Genomic DNA, 17768 nt, shown 5'->3' with positions numbered 1-17768 from the left:
ATCGATCCGCCCGCACCCGCCCGCACCCGCCCGGCCCCGGGCGGGTGCGGGCGGGGTCACACTCACCGCGGCGATCCGTTTACGCGTCCGTAATAGCGCTTTGACAAGGTAATTTGAAGCAATTCCGAAACATCGCCGGCGGCGCGGCGGACCCCTCCGCCGCGCGCCCCGCCGTCGCCGCCGGGGAGCCGGCAAGGACGACCGAAGGGGCGCGAACCATGACCTATCTCCTCGGTCTGCGCATGCAGGGCCGCGACGTCCTCGTCGTCGGCGGGGGCAGAGTCGCCCAGCGCCGGATCCCGGTACTCGTCGAGGCGGGCGCACGCGTCACCCTCGTGGCCCCGGCCGTCTCCGCCGCGCTGGAGGACCTCGCCGACGCGGGGCACATCACATGGTGGCGCCGCGCCTTCGAACCCGGCGACGTCGCCGGTGAAGGCGCCCTCACCTACTGGCTCGTCCACGCGGCCACCGACGACCCCGAGGTCAACGCGGCCGTGGCGGCCGAGGCCGAGGACGCGCGCGTGTGGTGCGTGCGCGCCGACGACCGGCACTCCTCCTCGGCCTGGACGCCCGCCAGCGGAAACATCGGCGACATCACCGTCGGCGTCGTCGCCTCCGGGGACCCCCGCCGCTCCGCCGGACTGCGTGACGCCATCGCCGACGGGCTGGCCGACGGCACCCTCGACGCGCGGCGCGGGCGGGAGCGGCTCACGGGTGTGGCCCTCGTCGGCGGCGGACCGGGTGATCCCGGTCTGATCACGGTTCGGGGACAACAACTGCTGTCCCAGGCCGACGTCGTGGTCGTCGACCGCCTCGCGCCGACCTCCCTGCTCGACCGGCTGGCCGCCGACGTGGAGATCGTCGACGCCGCAAAGATCCCCTACGGCCGGTCCATGACGCAGGAGGACATCAACGCCGTCCTCGTCGGCCGGGCGCGCCAGGGCAAGTTCGTGGTGCGGCTCAAGGGCGGCGACTCCTTCCTCTTCGGACGAGGGGGAGAGGAGGCCGCCGCCTGCGCCGCCGCCGGCGTCCCGGTCATCGCCGTGCCCGGCGTGACCAGCGCGTTGGCCGCCCCCGCCAGCGCCGGGATCCCCGCGACCCACCGGGGCGTGGCCCAGGACGTGCACATCGTCTCGGCGCACGTGGTTCCCGACGACGAGCGCTCCACCGTCGACTGGAAGGGGCTCGCCACGGCGGGGGGTACCGTGGTGGCACTCATGGGAGTGGAGCGCATCGAGGCGATCTCCGCCGCCCTCATCGCCCACGGCCGTTCCCGGGACACACCCGTCGCCGTGGTCCAGGAGGCGACACTGCCGGGACAGCGGACCGTGACCGGTACGCTTGCGGGCATCGCCTCCGCGGTGCGATCGGCCAACGTTCGGCCCCCGGCGGTGGTGATCATCGGAGAAGTGGTCCAAACAGCGCGGGATCTTGACATACTGCACACGGGAACCCAGTTCGAGACCCATCGACAGGTGACCGGGCGCGATCTCCAATGAGACCTCAGCCGGCGGTGTTCGTCGCCCGGACCGGCGGGGACCGTCAGCAGCGTTGAGGAGGGCAGACCGACATGACCCGGCCGTCGGCCGCACCGGACACCTCCGGTCCCGGTGCCCCGGACCGGTTCGCAACCGGACCGGACGCCACCTCTGACCAGCCCGATCAGGGCCACGCACCCATGCCCTCCGCGGGCCGCGGGGACGTCGCCCGGGACGGGGGGTCCCACCAGCCGGGCCCATCCGTCGAGGCGGACCCGGCCAAGCACCGGGCCCCCGCCCCCGACGAACGCCGATTCGAGCAGATCCTGGAGTCCCTGCGCGGCCACGTCCGCGACCTGGAGTTCGCGGACGGGCTCCCCGGCGCCGACGAGGGCCGCGCCCTACAGGCGGACGTCCTCGCCCAGCTGTCCGACTACGTCCTGCCGCGCGTGCGCCGTCCCGACATCCCGCTGCTCATCGCCGTCGCCGGGTCCACCGGCGCGGGAAAGTCCACCCTGGTCAACAGCCTGGTGGGCGAGCAGGTCACCACCACCGGAGTGCGCCGCCCCACGACCAACAGCCCGGTCCTGGCGTGCAACCCCGCCGACGTCGACTGGTTCAGCGAGGCCTCCTTCATCCCCACACTGCCGCGCGTGCGCCAGCAGGGTCTGGCCATGCCCGGCAAGGACGGCATGCTCGTGCTCGCCGCGAGCGAGGCCATGCCCCCGGGCGTGGCCCTGCTGGACACGCCCGACGTCGACTCCGCCGTCGCGGCCCACCACGAGTTCGCGGCCAAGTTCCTCGACGCCGCCGACCTGTGGGTGTTCGTCACCACCAGCACCCGCTACGCCGACGCCCGTGTCTGGGAGTTCCTCCAGGTCGCACGGGACCGGGACACCTCACTGGCCGTGGTCCTGTCCCGGGTGCCCCGCAAGGGCCGCCGTCAGCTGCTCGACCACTTCGGCGCGATGCTGGAGGCCAACGGCCTCGGCAACGCGGCCCGCTTCGCCATCCCCGAGACCGACCAGATCCGCGGGGAGCGCTTCACCTCCAACGTCGCCGACCACATCCGCGAGTTCCTCGCCGACGTGGCGGGGGAGGCCGATCAGCGCGACCGGGTCTCCCGCCGCACGTTCGTGGGCGTCATCGACAGCTTCCGCTCCCGCGTGCCCGAACTCGCACGCCAGGTGGAGACCCAGATCGAGACCGGGCGCTCGCTCGGCGCCGCCGTCGACGACGCCTACGCCGCCGCCAACCGCCGTATCGACACCGGGCTGGGCGACGGATCCCTGCTGCGGGGCTCGCTGAGTGCCCGCTGGCAGGAGGTCGCCGCCAGCGGCGACCTCGCCAAGAGCCTGCGCATGCGGGGCAGGCGCAGCCGCAAGGCCCGCAACGAACAGGCCGAACGCGGCCAGCGGGTCGCCTCCCTGGAGCGGGCCGTGCGCGACGCGCTGGAGGCCCTGGTGGTCTCATCGTGCGAGCGCGCCGCCGAGCAGGTGGAGCAGTCCTGGCGTGCGGTGAGCGGTGGCGCCGACCTCGTGACGCGGGCCCTGGACCGGCCCACGGCCGACCTCGGCAAGCGGATCCGCAAGGAGATCGCGGAGTGGCAGGGCGAGATCGCCGGGATGACCACCGCCAGCGGTGCCACCAAGCGATCCGTCGCCCGCTTCGTCACCTTCGACCACGACATCGTCGCCCTGGTCCTGATCATCGACCTGCTCGGCTTCGAGCGATCCCATTCCGGAGGCGGCGCCCACGCGGCCGACACCTCCGGTCCATCCCCACAACGCCTGCTCAAGGGCTTGTTCGGTGCCCAGTCCCTGCGCAGTATGGGTGGGACCGCACGGGACAACCTGCGGCAGCGCGTCCTCGGCCTGCTCGAACACGAGCGCGTTCCCTTCGACGGCGCCCTGGCGTCGGCCGGGATCCCCACCGAGGACAGCGCCGTCCAGCTCTATCAGGCCACGTACAACCTTGAGATTTCGCGATGACGACTCAGTGGAACCCAGCGCAGGCCTATCGGGCACCGGACTCGGCCGATCACCGGGCCGACGGCGAGGACCGCGGGAGCGGACCGGCCGATTCCGGGCCCTGGAACGACGGACGCACCGACCGGGGTGAGACGGCCCAGACCGAGAGCGGTCCCTGGCGCGGTTACACCATGCCGGTGCCCGAGCACCCCGACCACGCGGACGCCTCCGGCGAACCCGCCCACGACGGGATCTCGGGATACCCGGACCCGCCCGAGGGCGGCGAGCCGCAGACCGATCGCGGCGAGGCGTCCGGCTCGGCGGAATCGGCACCCGATGGGGAGCAGACCCAGCAGAGCCGGCAGACGGAGCGGCCCGAGCAGCAGCGGCGGCCCGGACGGCACGCCCGGCCCTCCTCGCGTTCGGCGCGGGCGCACGCCGCCGCGGAGGCGCGTGAGACCAGGGAGTCACAGGAGGCCGGTGAGGTCCAGGGCACTGCGGCGCCTCAGACCACCGCCGAGCGCAGGGAGACCGAGACCGCTCAGGGCGCCGCCAGGGCGCGGACCGGGCAGGAGCAGGACGCCGGACGCGCCGAGGGCTCGGACCACGAGGACGACCCCGAGGGTCTCGCCGGGTGGGTGGGCAGCCTGGCCGAGGCGGCCGAGGACGCCCAGATCGCCGGTCGCACCACCGGCGGCTTCCCGATCGTGTCTCCGCCGTCGGCGGAGGGTTCCCCGCGGTCGGCCCGAGGCGAGCGCGCGGCCGAGGGCGAGGCCCCGCCCGCGGAGTCGCGCCAGAGCCCGCGCCGGCGGACCATGGCGGAGGCCGCGCAGGACACCGGGGCCGTGTCGGGCGAGGAGACCGACCCGTCGGCCCCCGCGCCGCTGCCGCGCCGCGTACCCGGCCCCTCCGCCGTCTCCGGAGCCTTCCGGGCGGTGGGCCAGGACCAGGCAGACCCCTCCGCGGGCGCCGAGGACGGGGCCGAGGCCGACCCGCGAGGGGACGCCGGAGCCGACTCCGCCACCGAGCGGGAGGACGAGGAGTACCGTCCCACCACCCACGACCACTGGCATTCCACGTCCTCGATCAGCCGCGCCGAGCTGATCGAGCGCCTGGACGCGCTCTCCACGCTGACCGAGATCGGACAGGACGACCTGCCCGAGGAGCTGATCGCGCGCTCCGGACAGCTGCTCGACCACGCGGGGGCCCGGCTGCGCCTGTCCGCCGAGCACACCGTCGTCGCGCTCGCCGGCGGCACCGGCAGCGGCAAGTCCTCACTGTTCAACGCCCTGTGCGGGCTGGAACTGTCGCAGACCGGCGTCACCCGGCCCACCACCTCCAAGGCCCACGCGTGCGTGTGGGGCCACGAGGGGGCCGACGCCCTGCTGAGCTGGCTGGGCGTGCCCAACCGCTACCGCCACTCGCGCACGAGCGTCCTGGACGCCGGTAACTCCGAACTGACCGGCCTGGTCCTGCTCGACCTGCCCGACCACGACTCGGTGCGCAGCATGCACACGGCCGAGGCCGACCGCCTCATCGGCTCGGTCGACCTGCTCGTGTGGGTGCTCGACCCGCAAAAGTACGCGGACGCCGCCGTCCACCACCGCTACCTGGCCCAGATGTCGGGGCACGGCGCGGTCACCATCGCCGTCCTCAACCAGGTCGACAAGGTCGCGCCGGACGAGCTCGAGGAGCTCCTGACCGACCTGCGCCGCCTGCTGGAGACGGAGTCGGGCGTGCACCCGCGGGTGATCACCACGTCCACCATCACCGACCAGGGCATCCGCGACCTGCGCGAGTTCCTGGCCGAGACGGTGGGGGAGCGGCGCGCCCTGGTCGACCGCTTGGCCGCCGACCTCGACCAGGTGATCGAGCCCTTCGGGGAGTTCCGCGGACGGGCCCCGATCCCGGAGGGCGTCCCCGCCGACGCGCGCAGGCGCATCGAGAGCGGACTGGCCGACGCGGCGGGCGTCTCCGCCGTCGCCGACGTCGTCGAGACCAACGACGTCAGGCGAGGCAGGCGCCAGGTCGGCTGGCCGGTGGCACGGCACTCGGCGAAGCTGCGCAAGGACCCGCTGGCCGCGGTCCAGCTCGACTTCCTGCGCCGTGAGGACCAGAGCGTGAGCGGTCCCGTCGACGCGCACGAGGCCGAACTGGAGACCGTCCTGGGCGAGGCCGCCGACGCCGTCTCCGAGGACATGCCGGGGCCGTGGCGCCGACGGATGCGCGCCGCCGCGCGCAGCGCGCTGTCCGACCTGCCCGCCGAACTCGGCGAGGGGGTCTCCGGCGCGGTCGGCGACCCCGGCCGGAGCCCGGCGTGGTGGAAGGCGGCCCGCACCGCCCAGTTCGCACTGCTGGCCGCCGCCGCGCTCGGCCTGGTGTGGGTGGTCGTGTCGCTGGTGAGCTTGCTCGGCGGCGGTTTCACGGGGTTGCGGATGTTCGACGACCCGGTCTTCCTGGCCTACTCCGGCACCCTGGTCACCGCCGCGCTCTTCGTGGGCTGGCTGACCGGTGTCGGCTGCGGCAACCTCGTGGAGGTGGCCGCGGTCCAACGCCGCGAGGAGGTCGAGCTCGCCGCCCTGGCCCGCGTCAAGCAGATCGCCGCGACGCGCGTGGTGGAGCCGATGGAGGCCGAACTGGAGCGTTACCGGGCGTTCCGCGCGGCCTACGAGGTCGCCGCGACCTCCGACTGACCCGCGGCCGTGGCCGGGGCGGCCGACCATCGCGCCGCCCGGCCCCCGCACTCGGGCATTGGCCGGTGTGCCCCGACGGTGTCGGGGTCGCGTGCGCCGGCCGCCCTCGCCGGGCGGGTGCGCCCGGCGAGGGCGGCCGGCTGGACTTCGCACGCTCTCGTGCGAGGGAGGAGCCGTTGGCCGCCCCTCACCCGAAAGCCCTCAGAGAGACACGCTCTAGATCCAGTGGATGCCGTTGGTCATCTGACTGCTCCTTCGTTGAGTGCCGAGGGGCCCGGATCGCGGTGCGCCGAGAGTCGGACACGCCGGGTCGTGATCCGGTTACCGGAACGGAGCCCCGTGCCAGGATGCCGCACTTCCCGCCCGGAGCCAACCCTTCGTGCTCGAACGCGTGCGTGCGGTGAGGAATCGGCCCGGTTCGCTCCGTGACCGACTCCGGCCACGATGATCCTTCCGTGTGGGCCCAGAGGGGCTTCGCGGCCTCCCTCGCGGCGCCCGCCCGCGAGCGCCCGCGCGCCGGTGCTCTGCTGCGGTGCGATCGGGACATCGCTTTCCCCTGTCCTCCTGCCTGCGTTGATCGTACAATCAGCAATTAAGCTATTACCCAAAGTAATGTAAAGTTGCGGGTGGCGTCTGCGGCAGTGAGTCCCACTGGCGTAGGGGGCGCCCGTCCGCGGGGCGTCGTAACCGAGTGGCACCGTAGGGGAACGCGGGGCGAATCAGGCCCGTCGAAGGGAGAACCGTGGGGGGCGGTGGGCTCATCAGAGACGGGTGTAGGGAAATGGGGGCAGAGAGTGACACAGGGAGGGAGGGACAAGCCGTGAGTATCTCGGAGAGGCCGATGGCGGCCCGGGGGGACCCCTCTGGAGAGCGGGAGCGGTGGCCGATTCTCCAGCAGCCCCGGGGCCTGATCGTCTACATGGGATTCCTCCTGTTCGCCGTGCTGTTCCTGTTCGGCGCGACGATCGCGCTGACCGACGTGCTGCTCGCCGACCTGACCACCTTCCTCGCGCTCGTGGTGAGCGCCGCGGTGTGCGTGGAGGCCATCCGCCGACTCGGGATGCCCGCCGGGCTCACCCGCGACCTGCTGGGCGCCTGGTGGTTCCCGGTGGTGGTCCTGCTGCCGCCGCTGTACTCGCTGCTGATGCCCGTCCCCGTCTACCTCATGCTCCAGCTCCGCGCGCGTCCGGCCATGGCGCACAGGCGGCTGTTCAACGCCGTCTCGGTGGCGCTGTCGGGTTTCCTGGCGTCGGTGGTCTGGCACGCGTACTGGGGCGGAGGCGTCCTGCAGGGCGTCAAGGGCACGCAGAGCGCGCACGAGAACCTGGGCAGCGGCCTGGGGGTCGTCGTCGCGCTGCTGTGCTGCGCGGGGTTCACCGTGCTCAACACGCTCATCGTCGCCGTGGCCGCGCGGATCAGCAGCGGCCCCGGGCACAGCCTCCGGCCGATGTGGGACCGGGAGGCGCTGATCGTGGACGCCGTCGAATTATGTGTCGGGGTCACGGTCGCCATCCTCGCCCACCTGACCCTGTTCCTGCTGGTCATCGCCGTCCCCCCGGTGGTGCTGCTCCAGCGCAGCCTGCTCTACCAACAACTCCAGACGGCCGCGCGCACCGACCCCAAGACGGGGCTGCTGAACGCTCCGACCTGGGAGCAGGAGGCCGCGGTCGAGATCGCCAGGGCCCGGTCCGCGCGGAGCCGGGCCGCGGTGCTGATCGTCGACATCGACCACTTCAAGCGTGTGAACGACAACCACGGGCACCTCTTCGGAGACCAGGTCCTGCTGGGGGTGGCGACGACGATCGCCCAGCAGCTGCGCCAGTCCGACCTGCTCGGGCGGTTCGGCGGAGAGGAGTTCGTGGTCCTGCTGCCCGGGTCGGACACGACCGAGGCGTGGCAGGCCGCCGAGCGGCTGCGCTCGCAGGTGGGCCGGATGGAGATCTCGGTGGACGACGTACCGGTGTCGATCACCATCTCGATCGGCGTCGCGGTGATCGGTGACCACGGCAACGACCTGGTGGAGCTGCTGACCGCCGCCGACCTCGCGCTGTACCGGGCCAAGGAGACCGGCCGCGACCGTGTGTGCCTGCCCGCGGGCAGACCGGGTGTCGGCGGACGCATCCCCGGTCCCCGGGCAGAGGAGATCCCCGAGCCTCCCGACGCTCTGGGGATCTGAGCGGGCCCAGGAGTGTCCTGGGCCTTCGGGGGCGTGAGGGCTCCTCGGGCCCTGGGCCGCCGGGGCTTCGGACCTCCAGGGCCCTTCGTGCCCGACGGACCCTGGCTCACCGAGGCTTCGGGCCGCTGGGCCCGGGGTGAGGTCCTGGGGTTTGCCGAGGCTTCGGACCCCCAGAGCCCTTCGGGCCCCATGGGCCCTGGTTTACCGGGGCTTCGGGCCGCTGGGCCCGCGACGGGGCCCTGGGTCGCCGGGGCTTCGGGGCGCCGGGCCGTGCGCGGTTCGTCCACAGCCGTCGAGAGGCCGTTGCGGATCGTCACGTCCTCACGCACCGTGAATATATGGACGCAGAACAGCCACGCTCCGCACACGACCCCTCTCCCTCCTCCCTCACCCCCGACCACGACCGGGCCCGCGAGGCAACCGAGCGTGATGGACCGCCCGACCCTTCCCAGGCACCCGACGGCGCCGATCCGGCGCCCACCCCCGGAGCGGACCCGCCCCCGTGTGGTCCGAGGACCGGTGGTCGCTCCGATCCGCCGGAGCGCGCGATGGCCGTGCCCGCGCCGCGGTCCCCGGCCGAAGCGGGTGCACCGGCACTGACCCTGAGCACTCCGACCGACGTCGTCGCGGCACTGCCCTACCTGGTCGGAGAGCCCCCGGATCCCGGGATCGTGGTGGTGGCCCTGCGCGGCACCCGTGCCCGGGCCGCCTTCGTCGCCGACCTCGCGCGGGTTCCCCGCGGCCAGACCCCGTTGGAGCGTTCCCGGACCGTCGTCCGGCTGGCCGCCGAGGAGGGGAGCACGGGGCTGGTGGTCGTCGGGACGGGTCCGGTGGAGGTGGTGGGCCCCTTCCTGGACGGGGTGGTCGGCGCCGCCCGCGAACGCCGCCTGGAGGTGCACGACGCCCTGCGGGTGGCGGGGGAGCGCTACTGGTCCCACCTGTGTCGCACACCCGACTGCTGCCCGCCCGAGGGGCGGGTCCTGGACACCGGCCGGTCCGCGGTCCCGGCTCAGGCCGTGCTGATGGGGATCGCGCCCGCCGCGCCCGCCGCGCCCGTCCGGCGCCCGGACCAGGGGTGGGACCGACTGCGCGCTCTGGTCCCGGCGCCGGACGACGCGGCCGCGGCCGTGATGGAGGGCGTGACGGCCGCCGTGGAGCAGCAGACCCGTCGGATGGCCGCGGACGTCGGGGAGGCGGAGCTGGTGCGCCGGGGCGCCGGTGAACTCCTGGCCGCGGTGCGGCGGGAGAGGGAGGGCCGCGGTGTCACCGGAGAGGAGGAGCTGGCCCGGCTCGGCCTCCACCTCACCCGGATCGGTGCGCGGGACCAGGTCTGGGCCCGCCTGACCCGGGAGGACGCCGTCGTCCACCAGCGGCTGTGGGCGAGGCTGACCGGACGCGTGTGCCCCCGGTACCGACCGGCCCCCGCCTCGCTGCTCGCCGTGGCCGCCTGGCAGCTCGACGACGAGCCGCTGGCGCGGGCGGCCCTGGAGGTGGCGCTGGCCGCCGACCCGGGCTACGGAATGGCGGTCCTCATGCTGCGAGCGCTGGACCTGGGGCTGCCGGTCCAGCGGTGGCGGGCGCACGCGCCCACGTGGCTCGACCGTCCTCCCGACCCTCCTGGGCCGACTGGCCCTGTTGGTTCACCTGGGCCCGCCGAGACCTTTCGCTCCTCCGCTCCCGTTGGTTCCACCAAACCCACCCAGCCCGCTGGCCCCTCCGAGCCCTCCGGCTCCGCCGATCCCTCCGACCCCGCTGGCCCCACCGAGCCCACCGAGCCCGCTGGTCCCTCCGGTTCCACCGAACCCAACCAGCCCGCCGGTTCCGCCGAGCCCACTGGCCTCTCCGGGCCCGCCGGTTCCGCCGAGCCCGCTGCGCCCACCGAAGCGTCCGGTTCCGCCGAGCTCGCTGCGCCCACCGAAGCGTCCGGTTCCGCCGATCCCTTGGACCCCGCCGATCCTGACGAAGCGTCCGGGCCCTCGGGTGCTCCCGGGTCTCCGGACCCACCCCAGGGGCCGCCGTGACCTCCGGGAGGCGCGTCCTCGACGGCCGGGGACGGCGGGCGCGGCCCGTCGACTCGGCGTCCCCCGGGACGGCGGGAAACCGTCCGGAGCGCGCAGGCGCGGCGCGAGCACGGAAAGGCCCCTCGTGAGGCGCTCCGTGGTCTCGGCAAGCGGCGGGACCCCGTAGCCTGGACTACATGCCGGAGTACATCTACACAATGCAGAACGTGCGCAAGGCGCACGGCGACAAGGTCGTCCTTGACAACGTTTCGGGGTCCTTCCTGCCCGGAGCCAAGCTCGGTGTCGTGGGCCCCAACGGTGCGGGTAAGTCGACGCTGCTGAAGATCCTGGCCGGCATCGAGCAGCCGTCCAACGGTGAGGCGCGGCTCATGCCGGGATTCTCCGTGGGGATGCTCGCCCAGGAGCCCGTCCTGGACGCCGACAAGACGGTGCTGGAGAACGTTGAGGACGGAGTCGCCGAGACCAAGGCGATGATGACCCGCTTCAACGAGATCGCCGAGCAGATGGCGACGGACTACTCCGACGAACTGTTGGAGGAGATGGGCAAGCTGCAGGAGCAGCTCGACCACCGCAACGCCTGGGATCTCGACAGCCAGCTGGCACAGGCGATGGACGCCCTGCGCTGCCCGCCCGGCGACGCCTCGGTCACCCAGCTCTCGGGTGGTGAGAAGCGCCGCGTCGCCCTGTGCAAGCTGCTCCTGGAGCAGCCCGACCTTCTCCTTCTCGACGAGCCCACCAACCACCTCGACGCCGAGAGTGTGAACTGGCTGGAGCAGCACCTGGCCAAGTACCCCGGCACCATCGTGGCGATCACACACGACAGGTACTTCCTCGACCACGTCGCCACCTGGATCCTCGAGCTGGACCGCGGCCAGTTCTACCCCTACGAGGGCAACTACAGCACCTACCTCGAGACCAAGCAGACCCGTCTGAAGGTCGAGGGCCAAAAGGACGCCAAGAAGGCCAAGCGCCTCAAGGACGAGCTGGAGTGGGTGCGCTCCAACGCCAAGGCGCGCCAGACCAAGAGCAAGGCCCGTCTGCAGCGGTACGAGGAGATGGCCTCCGAGGCGGACAAGACCCGCAAGCTGGACTTCGAGGAGATCCAGATCCCGCCGGGTCCGCGTCTGGGCAACACCGTGGTGGAGGTCAAGAACCTCACCAAGGGCTTCGACGACCGGGTGCTCATCGAGGACCTGAGCTTCTCCCTGCCGCCGAACGGCATCGTCGGTGTCATCGGCCCCAACGGTGTCGGTAAGACGACGCTGTTCAAGATGATCGTCGGGGAGGAGACTCCCGACCAGGGCAAGATCAACGTCGGCGAGACCGTCGAGATCTCCTACGTCGACCAGTACCGCGGTCGGATCGACGACACCAAGAACGTGTGGGAGACCATCTCCGACGGTGAGAGCTTCATCACGGTCGGCAAGGTCGAGATCCCCAGCCGCGCCTACGTCGCCGCCTTCGGTTTCAAGGGCTCGGACCAGCAGAAGTCCTCGGGTGTGCTCTCCGGCGGTGAGCGCAACCGCGTGAACCTCGCGCTCACGCTCAAGCAGGGCGGCAACCTGCTGCTCCTGGACGAGCCCACCAACGACCTGGACGTCGAGACGCTGGGCTCGCTGGAGAACGCGCTGCTGGACTTCCCCGGCTGCGCCGTGATCACCTCCCACGACCGGTGGTTCCTCGACCGCGTCGCCACGCACATCCTCGCCTGGGAGGGCGACGCCAACTGGTACTGGTTCGAGGGCAACTTCGAGTCATACGAGAAGAACAAGATCGAGCGCCTGGGCCCGGACGCCGCGCGTCCGCACGCGGTCACGCACCGCAAGCTCACCCGCGACTGACACCCGCTCGTGTGCGAACCCCGCGGCCCGGCTTCGTCCGGCCCGCGGGGTTCGTCCGTGTACGGGCGGGTTCGTGGCGCTGTTCGCTGTACGGGCGGGGCGGCCACGGCTAGAGTCCGGCCATGACGATGCTGAGCGTGCCCTACCACCTGGACGAGTACCTGCCGGACTTCCGGCTCCCCTGGCGCGGACACACGGAGACGGTGGCGGAACGGCTCCCGGACGCCGACCAGTGGACCCGGATGGCGGTGCTGCACGAGGCGGTGGCCGCACGCGTGGCCGACGAGGTCCGGGGCCCCGGGACCCCCGTGGTCCTGTCCGGCGACTGCATGGCGGCGCTCGGCACGGTCGCCGGCGTCCAGCGGGCGGGTGTGGACGCCTCCGTCGTGTGGTTCGACGCGCACGGCGACGTGCAGACGATGGAGACCAGCGCCTCCGGTTACGCCGGGGGCATCCCTCTGCGGGTGCTGGCCGGCTACCGGCCGGACCCGGCGATGGACCGGCTCGGGCTGCGGCAGATCCCCGAGGAACGGCTGCTGCTCGTGGACGGGCGCGACCTCGACCCGCCCGAAGCCGAGTACCTGAGCACGTCGGCCGTCCGGCGCTCCACCGTCACCGACCTGACGGACGAGGACCTTCCCGAGGGTCCCCTCCTGCTCCACGTGGACCTGGACGTCATCGACTCCGACGAGGTCCCGGGCCTGCTCTTTCCGACGCCCGGCGGCCCCACCACCTCTGCCGTCGTCGAGGCGGTCCACCGCGTCCGGGACACCGGCCGGGTCGAAGCCGTGAGCGTCGGCTGCACCTGGCGGCCGGACCGCGACGAGGACCTGCCCGGCGGCGTCCGGGCGAAGCTGCTCGCCGCGCTGCTGCGGGGGAGTGCCTGAGAGTCGGGGCCCGTGCGGGGGGAGCGGTGCGCACCGGTCCCCCTGCCGTTCGCGACCTCGTTCGTGACTCACGCCCCTGCCCCGCGCCTGCGGTGTCGCATACGCTGGTGGGCGATGACTTCCGCGCGAGATGACCAGCAGAGCAGGGACGAACAGCCGGTGCGAATGACGTTCTACGAGGCCGTGGGCGGAGAGGAGACCTTCACCCGCCTGGTCCGCCGCTTCTACGAGGGTGTGGCCGAGGACCCCGTTCTGCGGCCCATGTATCCGGAGGAGGACCTGGGTCCGGCCGAGGAGCGCCTGCGCCTGTTCCTCATCCAGTACTGGGGAGGCCCGCGCACCTACAACGACCAGCGCGGACACCCCCGCCTGCGGATGCGCCACGTCCCGTTCCGGATCGGTGCGGCCGAGCGCGACCGCTGGCTGGAGCACATGCGCGCGGCCGTGGACTCCATCGCCCTGCCCGAGGCGCTGGAACGCCAGCTGTGGGAGTACATGGTGATGGCCGCGCACAGCATGGTCAACGTCGCCGAGGACGCGGCGCCCCCGGCCGTGGCCGACCCCACCTCCCTGTCGGTGACCCCCGGCGGCGATGACGACGACGGTGAGGCCGTCACGATCTCGCTCAAGTGACCCGTTCCCGGACCGCGGTCGCCGCCACGGCGGCGGCCGCCGCCCAGGGCTCCGCGGCCGCCCCGGCCGCGGTGACCACCGTGGCCGCCGCGGTCCGGGCTCAGGTGTAGTCGGCCAGGAAGGCGCGCTCCCGCTCGTTGAGGCGGCGGGCGCGCTGCGTGTCGACGTCGAACCCCACCAGCACCGTGCTGGCGCGCAGGAACACCTTCGTGTCGTCACGGATCTCGTAGGCCAGGGTGAAGCTGGCGTTGCGCACCTCGGTCACCCACAGCTCGACGCGCACGGGCGTGGACCTGGGCAGCAGCGGCGCCACGTAGTCCGCCTCCTGGCGGGCCACGACCATGGCGCCGAACACCTCCTCGCCCTCCTCCACCACGCCCTCGTAGCGCAGGAACGAGATCCTGGCGTCCTCCAGGTAGGTGAGCATCCGGACGTTGTTGACGTGGTGCTGCGGGTCAAGGTCGGCGTAGCGGACCTGAGCCAGGTGCACATGCCGCCGGGGCTGTGTCCCGGTGTCCGGGCCGCAGGCCTCGATCTGTGTCACGTCCTGGTCCTTCCGTGGGCGTTCTCCTGGGGAGCGTGTCCTCGATTGTCTCAACGCTCCCCAGGAGATCTCGCGGCCACCCGTGCCCGAGCGCTGTGGCATTGCTCTCGGGCGGACCAGCATCAGGGCAGGGCGAGCCCCAGGTGGTGGGCGAGGAAGGCCAGCTGTTCGGCGCTCAGCGCCACGCTGCGGCTCACCGACCGGGCGCTGTGCCCGACCTCCGACTCGCGGCGCAACAGGACCGGTGCCTCCTCCAGCGGCGCGGAGGTGGCCTCCTGGAGCAGCGCGCACAGCTTGCGCGCGTGCAGCGGGTCCACCCGGGTGTCGTTGTCGAACACGGTGAACAGCGTGGCCGGGTACCGGGTCCCCTCCCGCACGTTGTGGTACGGCGAGTACCCCAGCAGCCAGCCCAGCTGTTCGGGATCGTCCGCGCTGCCGTACTCCACGTTCCACAGCTGGCCCAGGCCGAACCGCTCGTAGCGCACCATGTCCAGCAGCGGGGCCGAGCACACGGCCGCCGCGAACAGGTCCGGGCGCTGGGTCACCATGGCGCCCACGAGCAGGCCGCCGTTGCTGCCGCCCATGACGGCCAGACGCTCGGGCGTCGTGACGCCGGTGGCGACCAGGTGCTCCGCCGCGGCCGCGCAGTCGTCGAACACGTTCTGCTTGCGGGCGAGCATTCCGGCCTCGTGCCACTCCTCGCCCTCCTCCAGCCCGCCGCGCAGGTTGGCGACGGCGTACACGCCGCCGGCGCGCACCCACGCCAGGGTCGTCGCGGAGTACGCGGGGCTGAGGGAGATGCGAAAGCCCCCGTAGCCGTAGAGGATGGTCGGCCGCGGGCCGTCGGCCTCCTCCTGGGGGGAGACCACCAGCATGCGCACGGCCGTGCCGTCCTTGGACGTGAACGTGACCTGCTCGGTGCGCACCGGCGGCACGTCGACCTGCCCGGGGGCCTCGTCCCAGAGGGTCACCTCGCCCGTGCGGGCGTCGTAGCGGTACACCGCCGACGGGTGCACGCTGTCGGTGTAGCCGAACCAGCACTCGTGGCCGCCCTCCGGCCGTTCGGCCAGCCCGCCGATCGTCCCCAGCCCGGGCATCGCCAGCGCGCCCAGCCGTTCGCCCGTGGCCAGGTCGTGCCGGGTGACCTCGTCGACCGCGTGGCGGCTCCAGGCGACCAGCAGCTCCGGCCGCTCCATCCCGGGGCCGTCGAGGATCGCGAAGTCCTCCATCACCGCCTCGGGGTCCTCCGCGACCAGGGTGGTCCAGCGCTCCGGCCCGGGCTCGGCCGGATCGGCCACGCACAGGCGCCCGCGGGGCGCGTCGCGGTCGGTCTGCAGGTACAGGCGCCCGTCCCGTCCCACGTAGGTGTCCAGGGCCGCCACCATGCCCTGCTGTACGGGGACCAGTCGCGGCGACTCCGGGTCGCCCTCCGACAGGTCGGCGATCCAGGAGTCGGTGCCCGGAGCGGTGCCCCGCACCGCGCTCAGCAGCAGCCACCGACCGTCCCGGCTCACCGCGGGGATGAAGTACTCGGTCTTGTCCCGGCCGGAACCGAAGACGAGCACGTCCTCGTCGGTGGGCGTGCCCACCCGGTGCAGGTAGACCTGGCGGTGATAGCCCTCCTCGCCCTCGGGGACCTCCTCGGGCGGCAGACGGCGCACGTAGTAGAAGGCAGAGCCGTCGGGGAACCAGGCGATGGGGGAGTAGCGGGCCCGGTCGATGGGGCCGTCGACGGTCTCGCCGGTGTCGACGTCCATCACCCGCAGGACCGACTCCTCGTCCCCGCCCTCGGAGAGCTGGTAGGCCAGCAGGCGCCCGTCGCGGTCGGGCCGCCAGGAGTCCAGGGTGGTCAGGCCGGTGGAGTCGAGTGCCCCGGGGTCCAGCAGGACCCGCTCGGGGCCCTCTCCGTCCTGGACGTAGAGCACGGCGTGCTCCTGGTCGGCGGTGCGCCGCATGTGGAAGCGGCGCTCCCCGCGCCACACGGGCGAGCCCACGGTTCCGGCGCCGAGCAGGGCGCGGACGTGTTCGGTGAACCAGTCCCGGCTCTGGAACCGGGTGGCGAAGTCCGAGTAGAGGCCGTCCTGGGCGGCGGCCCATTCCTTCGTGGCGGCGGAGTCGGTGTCCTCCAACCACCGGTAGGGGTCGGCGACGGCTCGGCCGTGCAGGGTTTCGACGAGGTCCAGCCGTTCAGCCGGCGGGTAGCGGAGTTCACGCATGCTTCGCACCCTATCCACCGCTATCCACCGCGGAGTATGCGGCGCGGCGCCACCGTGAATCCGGGTCCAGAGGGCGCACAATGGGGCGCAGAAACCGGAGTTCATGCGTTTCTGGGGTTCCCAACGCAAATTGGGGTGGCGCTGAAGCGGTCCGACCACGCAAACTGAATGCGGGACGCAACTCGGCGGGACCACCGGGAGGTCCGTGTGGCAAGGCGAACAGAACCACTGATCCTCGGATCGGTGCACAGGGAGGTCTCCTGGCTGGCCGAACGGCTGGCCGGGGAAGAGACACGGCCGACGGCCGGGGCGAGGCCATGAGCGCCGCGCGCAGCAGGGAGGGCGGTCCAGGCACCGCCCGCCGCCACGTGTTGCTGCTCAACGCCAGCTTTGAACCACTGACGACGCTGCCGCTGCGCAGGGCGATCCTCCTCGTCCTGCGGGAGAAGGCGGAGGTCGTACACGGAGACGACGCCGGAACAGTGCTCCACTCGGCGACACGCGCCTACGACGTGCCGTCGGTCATCCGGCTCAGACGTTACATCAGCGTCCCGTACAGCCGCAGGGTGCCGCTCACCCGCGTGGCACTTATGCGTCGGGACCGACACACCTGCGGGTACTGCGGGAAGAAAGCGGAGACGATCGACCACGTCGTGCCCAGGAGCCGTGGTGGCGCGCACATGTGGGAGAACGTGGTGGCGGCGTGCAAGCCGTGCAACCACCGCAAGGCCGACAAGTTCCTGGACGAGCTCGGCTGGGAACTGCGCATCACCCCCAAGGTGCCCAAGGGGCCCCACTGGCGGCTGATCAACGGTGACCTGCACGGCGACCCGCAGTGGGAGCCGTACATGGCCCACCTGGCGGCCTAAACCGGCACGGGTCCGTCCGGTGCCCGAGTGCGGGCCCGCGGCGCAGGACCGCGAGAGGTACGGCGGGGCCGGGACCAGGCGTCCCAGACCGGCCCCGCCGCACCGGACGGAGTCCGTATCCTGGGCCCATGCCCAGATACGACTTCCGCTGCCGCGAATGCGGCGACACCTTCGAGCTGTCCCGACCCATGTCCGAGTCCGACACCCCCGCCGACTGCCCGCGGGGCCATGGCGACACCGTCCGGCTGCTGTCCACCGTGGCCGTGGGCGGACGCGCCGCCGCCCCCGCTCCCTCCGGTGGCGGAGGATGCTGCGGGGGCGGCTGCTGCTCCTGAACGGCTCTGGCGTCCGGCGCGCGTCGCGCCGGACCCTGGGCCGTGTTTTTTGCAGCATTTCGGGCTCGCGGCCGCCAGGACCGCCTCTCGCTGCGCCTCTGTGCT

General features: G+C 72.6%; 12 protein-coding genes. 10 read left to right on the top strand and 2 right to left on the bottom strand.

The annotated features are described in order from the left end of the window. Nucleotides 1-218 precede the first annotated feature (218 nt). The 8 genes from cobA (at nucleotide 219) to DFP74_RS02400 (ending at nucleotide 13699) form a co-directional block, all read left to right on the top strand. Entirely contained in the window at nucleotides 219-1499 is a 1281-nt protein-coding gene (gene cobA / locus DFP74_RS02435) for a uroporphyrinogen-III C-methyltransferase (RefSeq protein ID WP_121180207.1), read from the top strand. A 71-nt stretch (nucleotides 1500-1570) separates the two neighbouring features. Continuing rightward, nucleotides 1571-3469, top strand: a complete 1899-nt coding sequence (locus DFP74_RS02430; RefSeq protein ID WP_121180206.1) for a dynamin family protein — start codon at nucleotides 1571-1573, stop codon at nucleotides 3467-3469. Then, a complete protein-coding gene (locus tag DFP74_RS02425) occupies nucleotides 3466-6141 on the top strand; it encodes a GTPase (protein ID WP_121180205.1) in 2676 nt (891 codons plus the stop codon). Before DFP74_RS02430 ends, DFP74_RS02425 begins: the two co-directional genes overlap by 4 nt. A gap of 820 nt (nucleotides 6142-6961) precedes the next feature. Continuing rightward, entirely contained in the window at nucleotides 6962-8317 is a 1356-nt protein-coding gene (locus tag DFP74_RS02420; RefSeq protein WP_121180204.1) for a GGDEF domain-containing protein, read from the top strand. A 548-nt stretch (nucleotides 8318-8865) separates the two neighbouring features. Next, nucleotides 8866-10338 (top strand): DUF4192 domain-containing protein, encoded by a 1473-nt coding sequence (locus tag DFP74_RS02415; protein ID WP_158612954.1) that lies wholly within the window; start codon nucleotides 8866-8868, stop codon nucleotides 10336-10338. A gap of 176 nt (nucleotides 10339-10514) precedes the next feature. Beyond that, complete coding sequence (ettA, locus tag DFP74_RS02410; protein ID WP_121180202.1) at nucleotides 10515-12179, top strand: energy-dependent translational throttle protein EttA; 1665 nt, start codon at nucleotides 10515-10517, stop codon at nucleotides 12177-12179. A gap of 122 nt (nucleotides 12180-12301) precedes the next feature. After that, complete coding sequence (locus DFP74_RS02405) at nucleotides 12302-13066, top strand: arginase family protein (protein WP_233570766.1); 765 nt, start codon at nucleotides 12302-12304, stop codon at nucleotides 13064-13066. 114 nt (nucleotides 13067-13180) lie between these two features. Beyond that, on the top strand, nucleotides 13181-13699 hold the full coding sequence (locus DFP74_RS02400; protein WP_233570765.1) for a globin: 519 nt from the start codon (nucleotides 13181-13183) through the stop codon (nucleotides 13697-13699). 100 nt (nucleotides 13700-13799) lie between these two features. On the opposite strand, the gene DFP74_RS02390 is transcribed toward DFP74_RS02400, so the two are convergent. Beyond that, nucleotides 13800-14243 (bottom strand): thioesterase family protein, encoded by a 444-nt coding sequence (locus tag DFP74_RS02390; RefSeq protein ID WP_121180200.1) that lies wholly within the window; start codon nucleotides 14241-14243, stop codon nucleotides 13800-13802. A 122-nt stretch (nucleotides 14244-14365) separates the two neighbouring features. After that, complete coding sequence (locus tag DFP74_RS02385; RefSeq protein WP_121180199.1) at nucleotides 14366-16459, bottom strand: prolyl oligopeptidase family protein; 2094 nt, start codon at nucleotides 16457-16459, stop codon at nucleotides 14366-14368. Nucleotides 16460-16827: 368 nt separating this feature from the next. On the opposite strand from DFP74_RS02385, the gene DFP74_RS02380 reads away from it, so the two are divergent. Together DFP74_RS02380 and DFP74_RS02375 are read left to right on the top strand one after the other, a co-directional pair. Next, nucleotides 16828-17328, top strand: coding sequence for an HNH endonuclease (locus DFP74_RS02380; RefSeq protein ID WP_053616495.1), 501 nt, complete (start codon nucleotides 16828-16830; stop codon nucleotides 17326-17328). A gap of 128 nt (nucleotides 17329-17456) precedes the next feature. Further along, complete coding sequence (locus tag DFP74_RS02375) at nucleotides 17457-17663, top strand: zinc ribbon domain-containing protein (protein WP_121180198.1); 207 nt, start codon at nucleotides 17457-17459, stop codon at nucleotides 17661-17663. The last annotated feature ends 105 nt before the right edge of the window (nucleotides 17664-17768 follow it).

Source organism: Nocardiopsis sp. Huas11 (assembly GCF_003634495.1).
GTDB lineage: Bacteria > Actinomycetota > Actinomycetes > Streptosporangiales > Streptosporangiaceae > Nocardiopsis.
The sequence above is the reverse complement of the archived record's forward strand: the minus strand, read 5'-3'. Positions and strand labels throughout refer to the sequence as shown.

Excerpts from the sequence above, each read along its gene's own strand:
- DFP74_RS02430 (WP_121180206.1), top strand. The coding sequence starts at position 1,571 with ATGACCCGGCCGTCGGCCGCACCGGACACCTCCGGTCCCGGTGCCCCG.
- cobA (WP_121180207.1), top strand. The coding sequence starts at position 219 with ATGACCTATCTCCTCGGTCTGCGCATGCAGGGCCGCGACGTCCTCGTC.
- DFP74_RS02415 (WP_158612954.1), top strand. The coding sequence starts at position 8,866 with ATGGCCGTGCCCGCGCCGCGGTCCCCGGCCGAAGCGGGTGCACCGGCA.
- ettA (WP_121180202.1), top strand. The coding sequence starts at position 10,515 with ATGCCGGAGTACATCTACACAATGCAGAACGTGCGCAAGGCGCACGGC.
- DFP74_RS02425 (WP_121180205.1), top strand. The coding sequence starts at position 3,466 with ATGACGACTCAGTGGAACCCAGCGCAGGCCTATCGGGCACCGGACTCG.
- DFP74_RS02385 (WP_121180199.1), bottom strand. The coding sequence starts at position 16,459 with ATGCGTGAACTCCGCTACCCGCCGGCTGAACGGCTGGACCTCGTCGAA.
- DFP74_RS02400 (WP_233570765.1), top strand. The coding sequence starts at position 13,181 with ATGACTTCCGCGCGAGATGACCAGCAGAGCAGGGACGAACAGCCGGTG.
- DFP74_RS02375 (WP_121180198.1), top strand. The coding sequence starts at position 17,457 with ATGCCCAGATACGACTTCCGCTGCCGCGAATGCGGCGACACCTTCGAG.
- DFP74_RS02405 (WP_233570766.1), top strand. The coding sequence starts at position 12,302 with ATGACGATGCTGAGCGTGCCCTACCACCTGGACGAGTACCTGCCGGAC.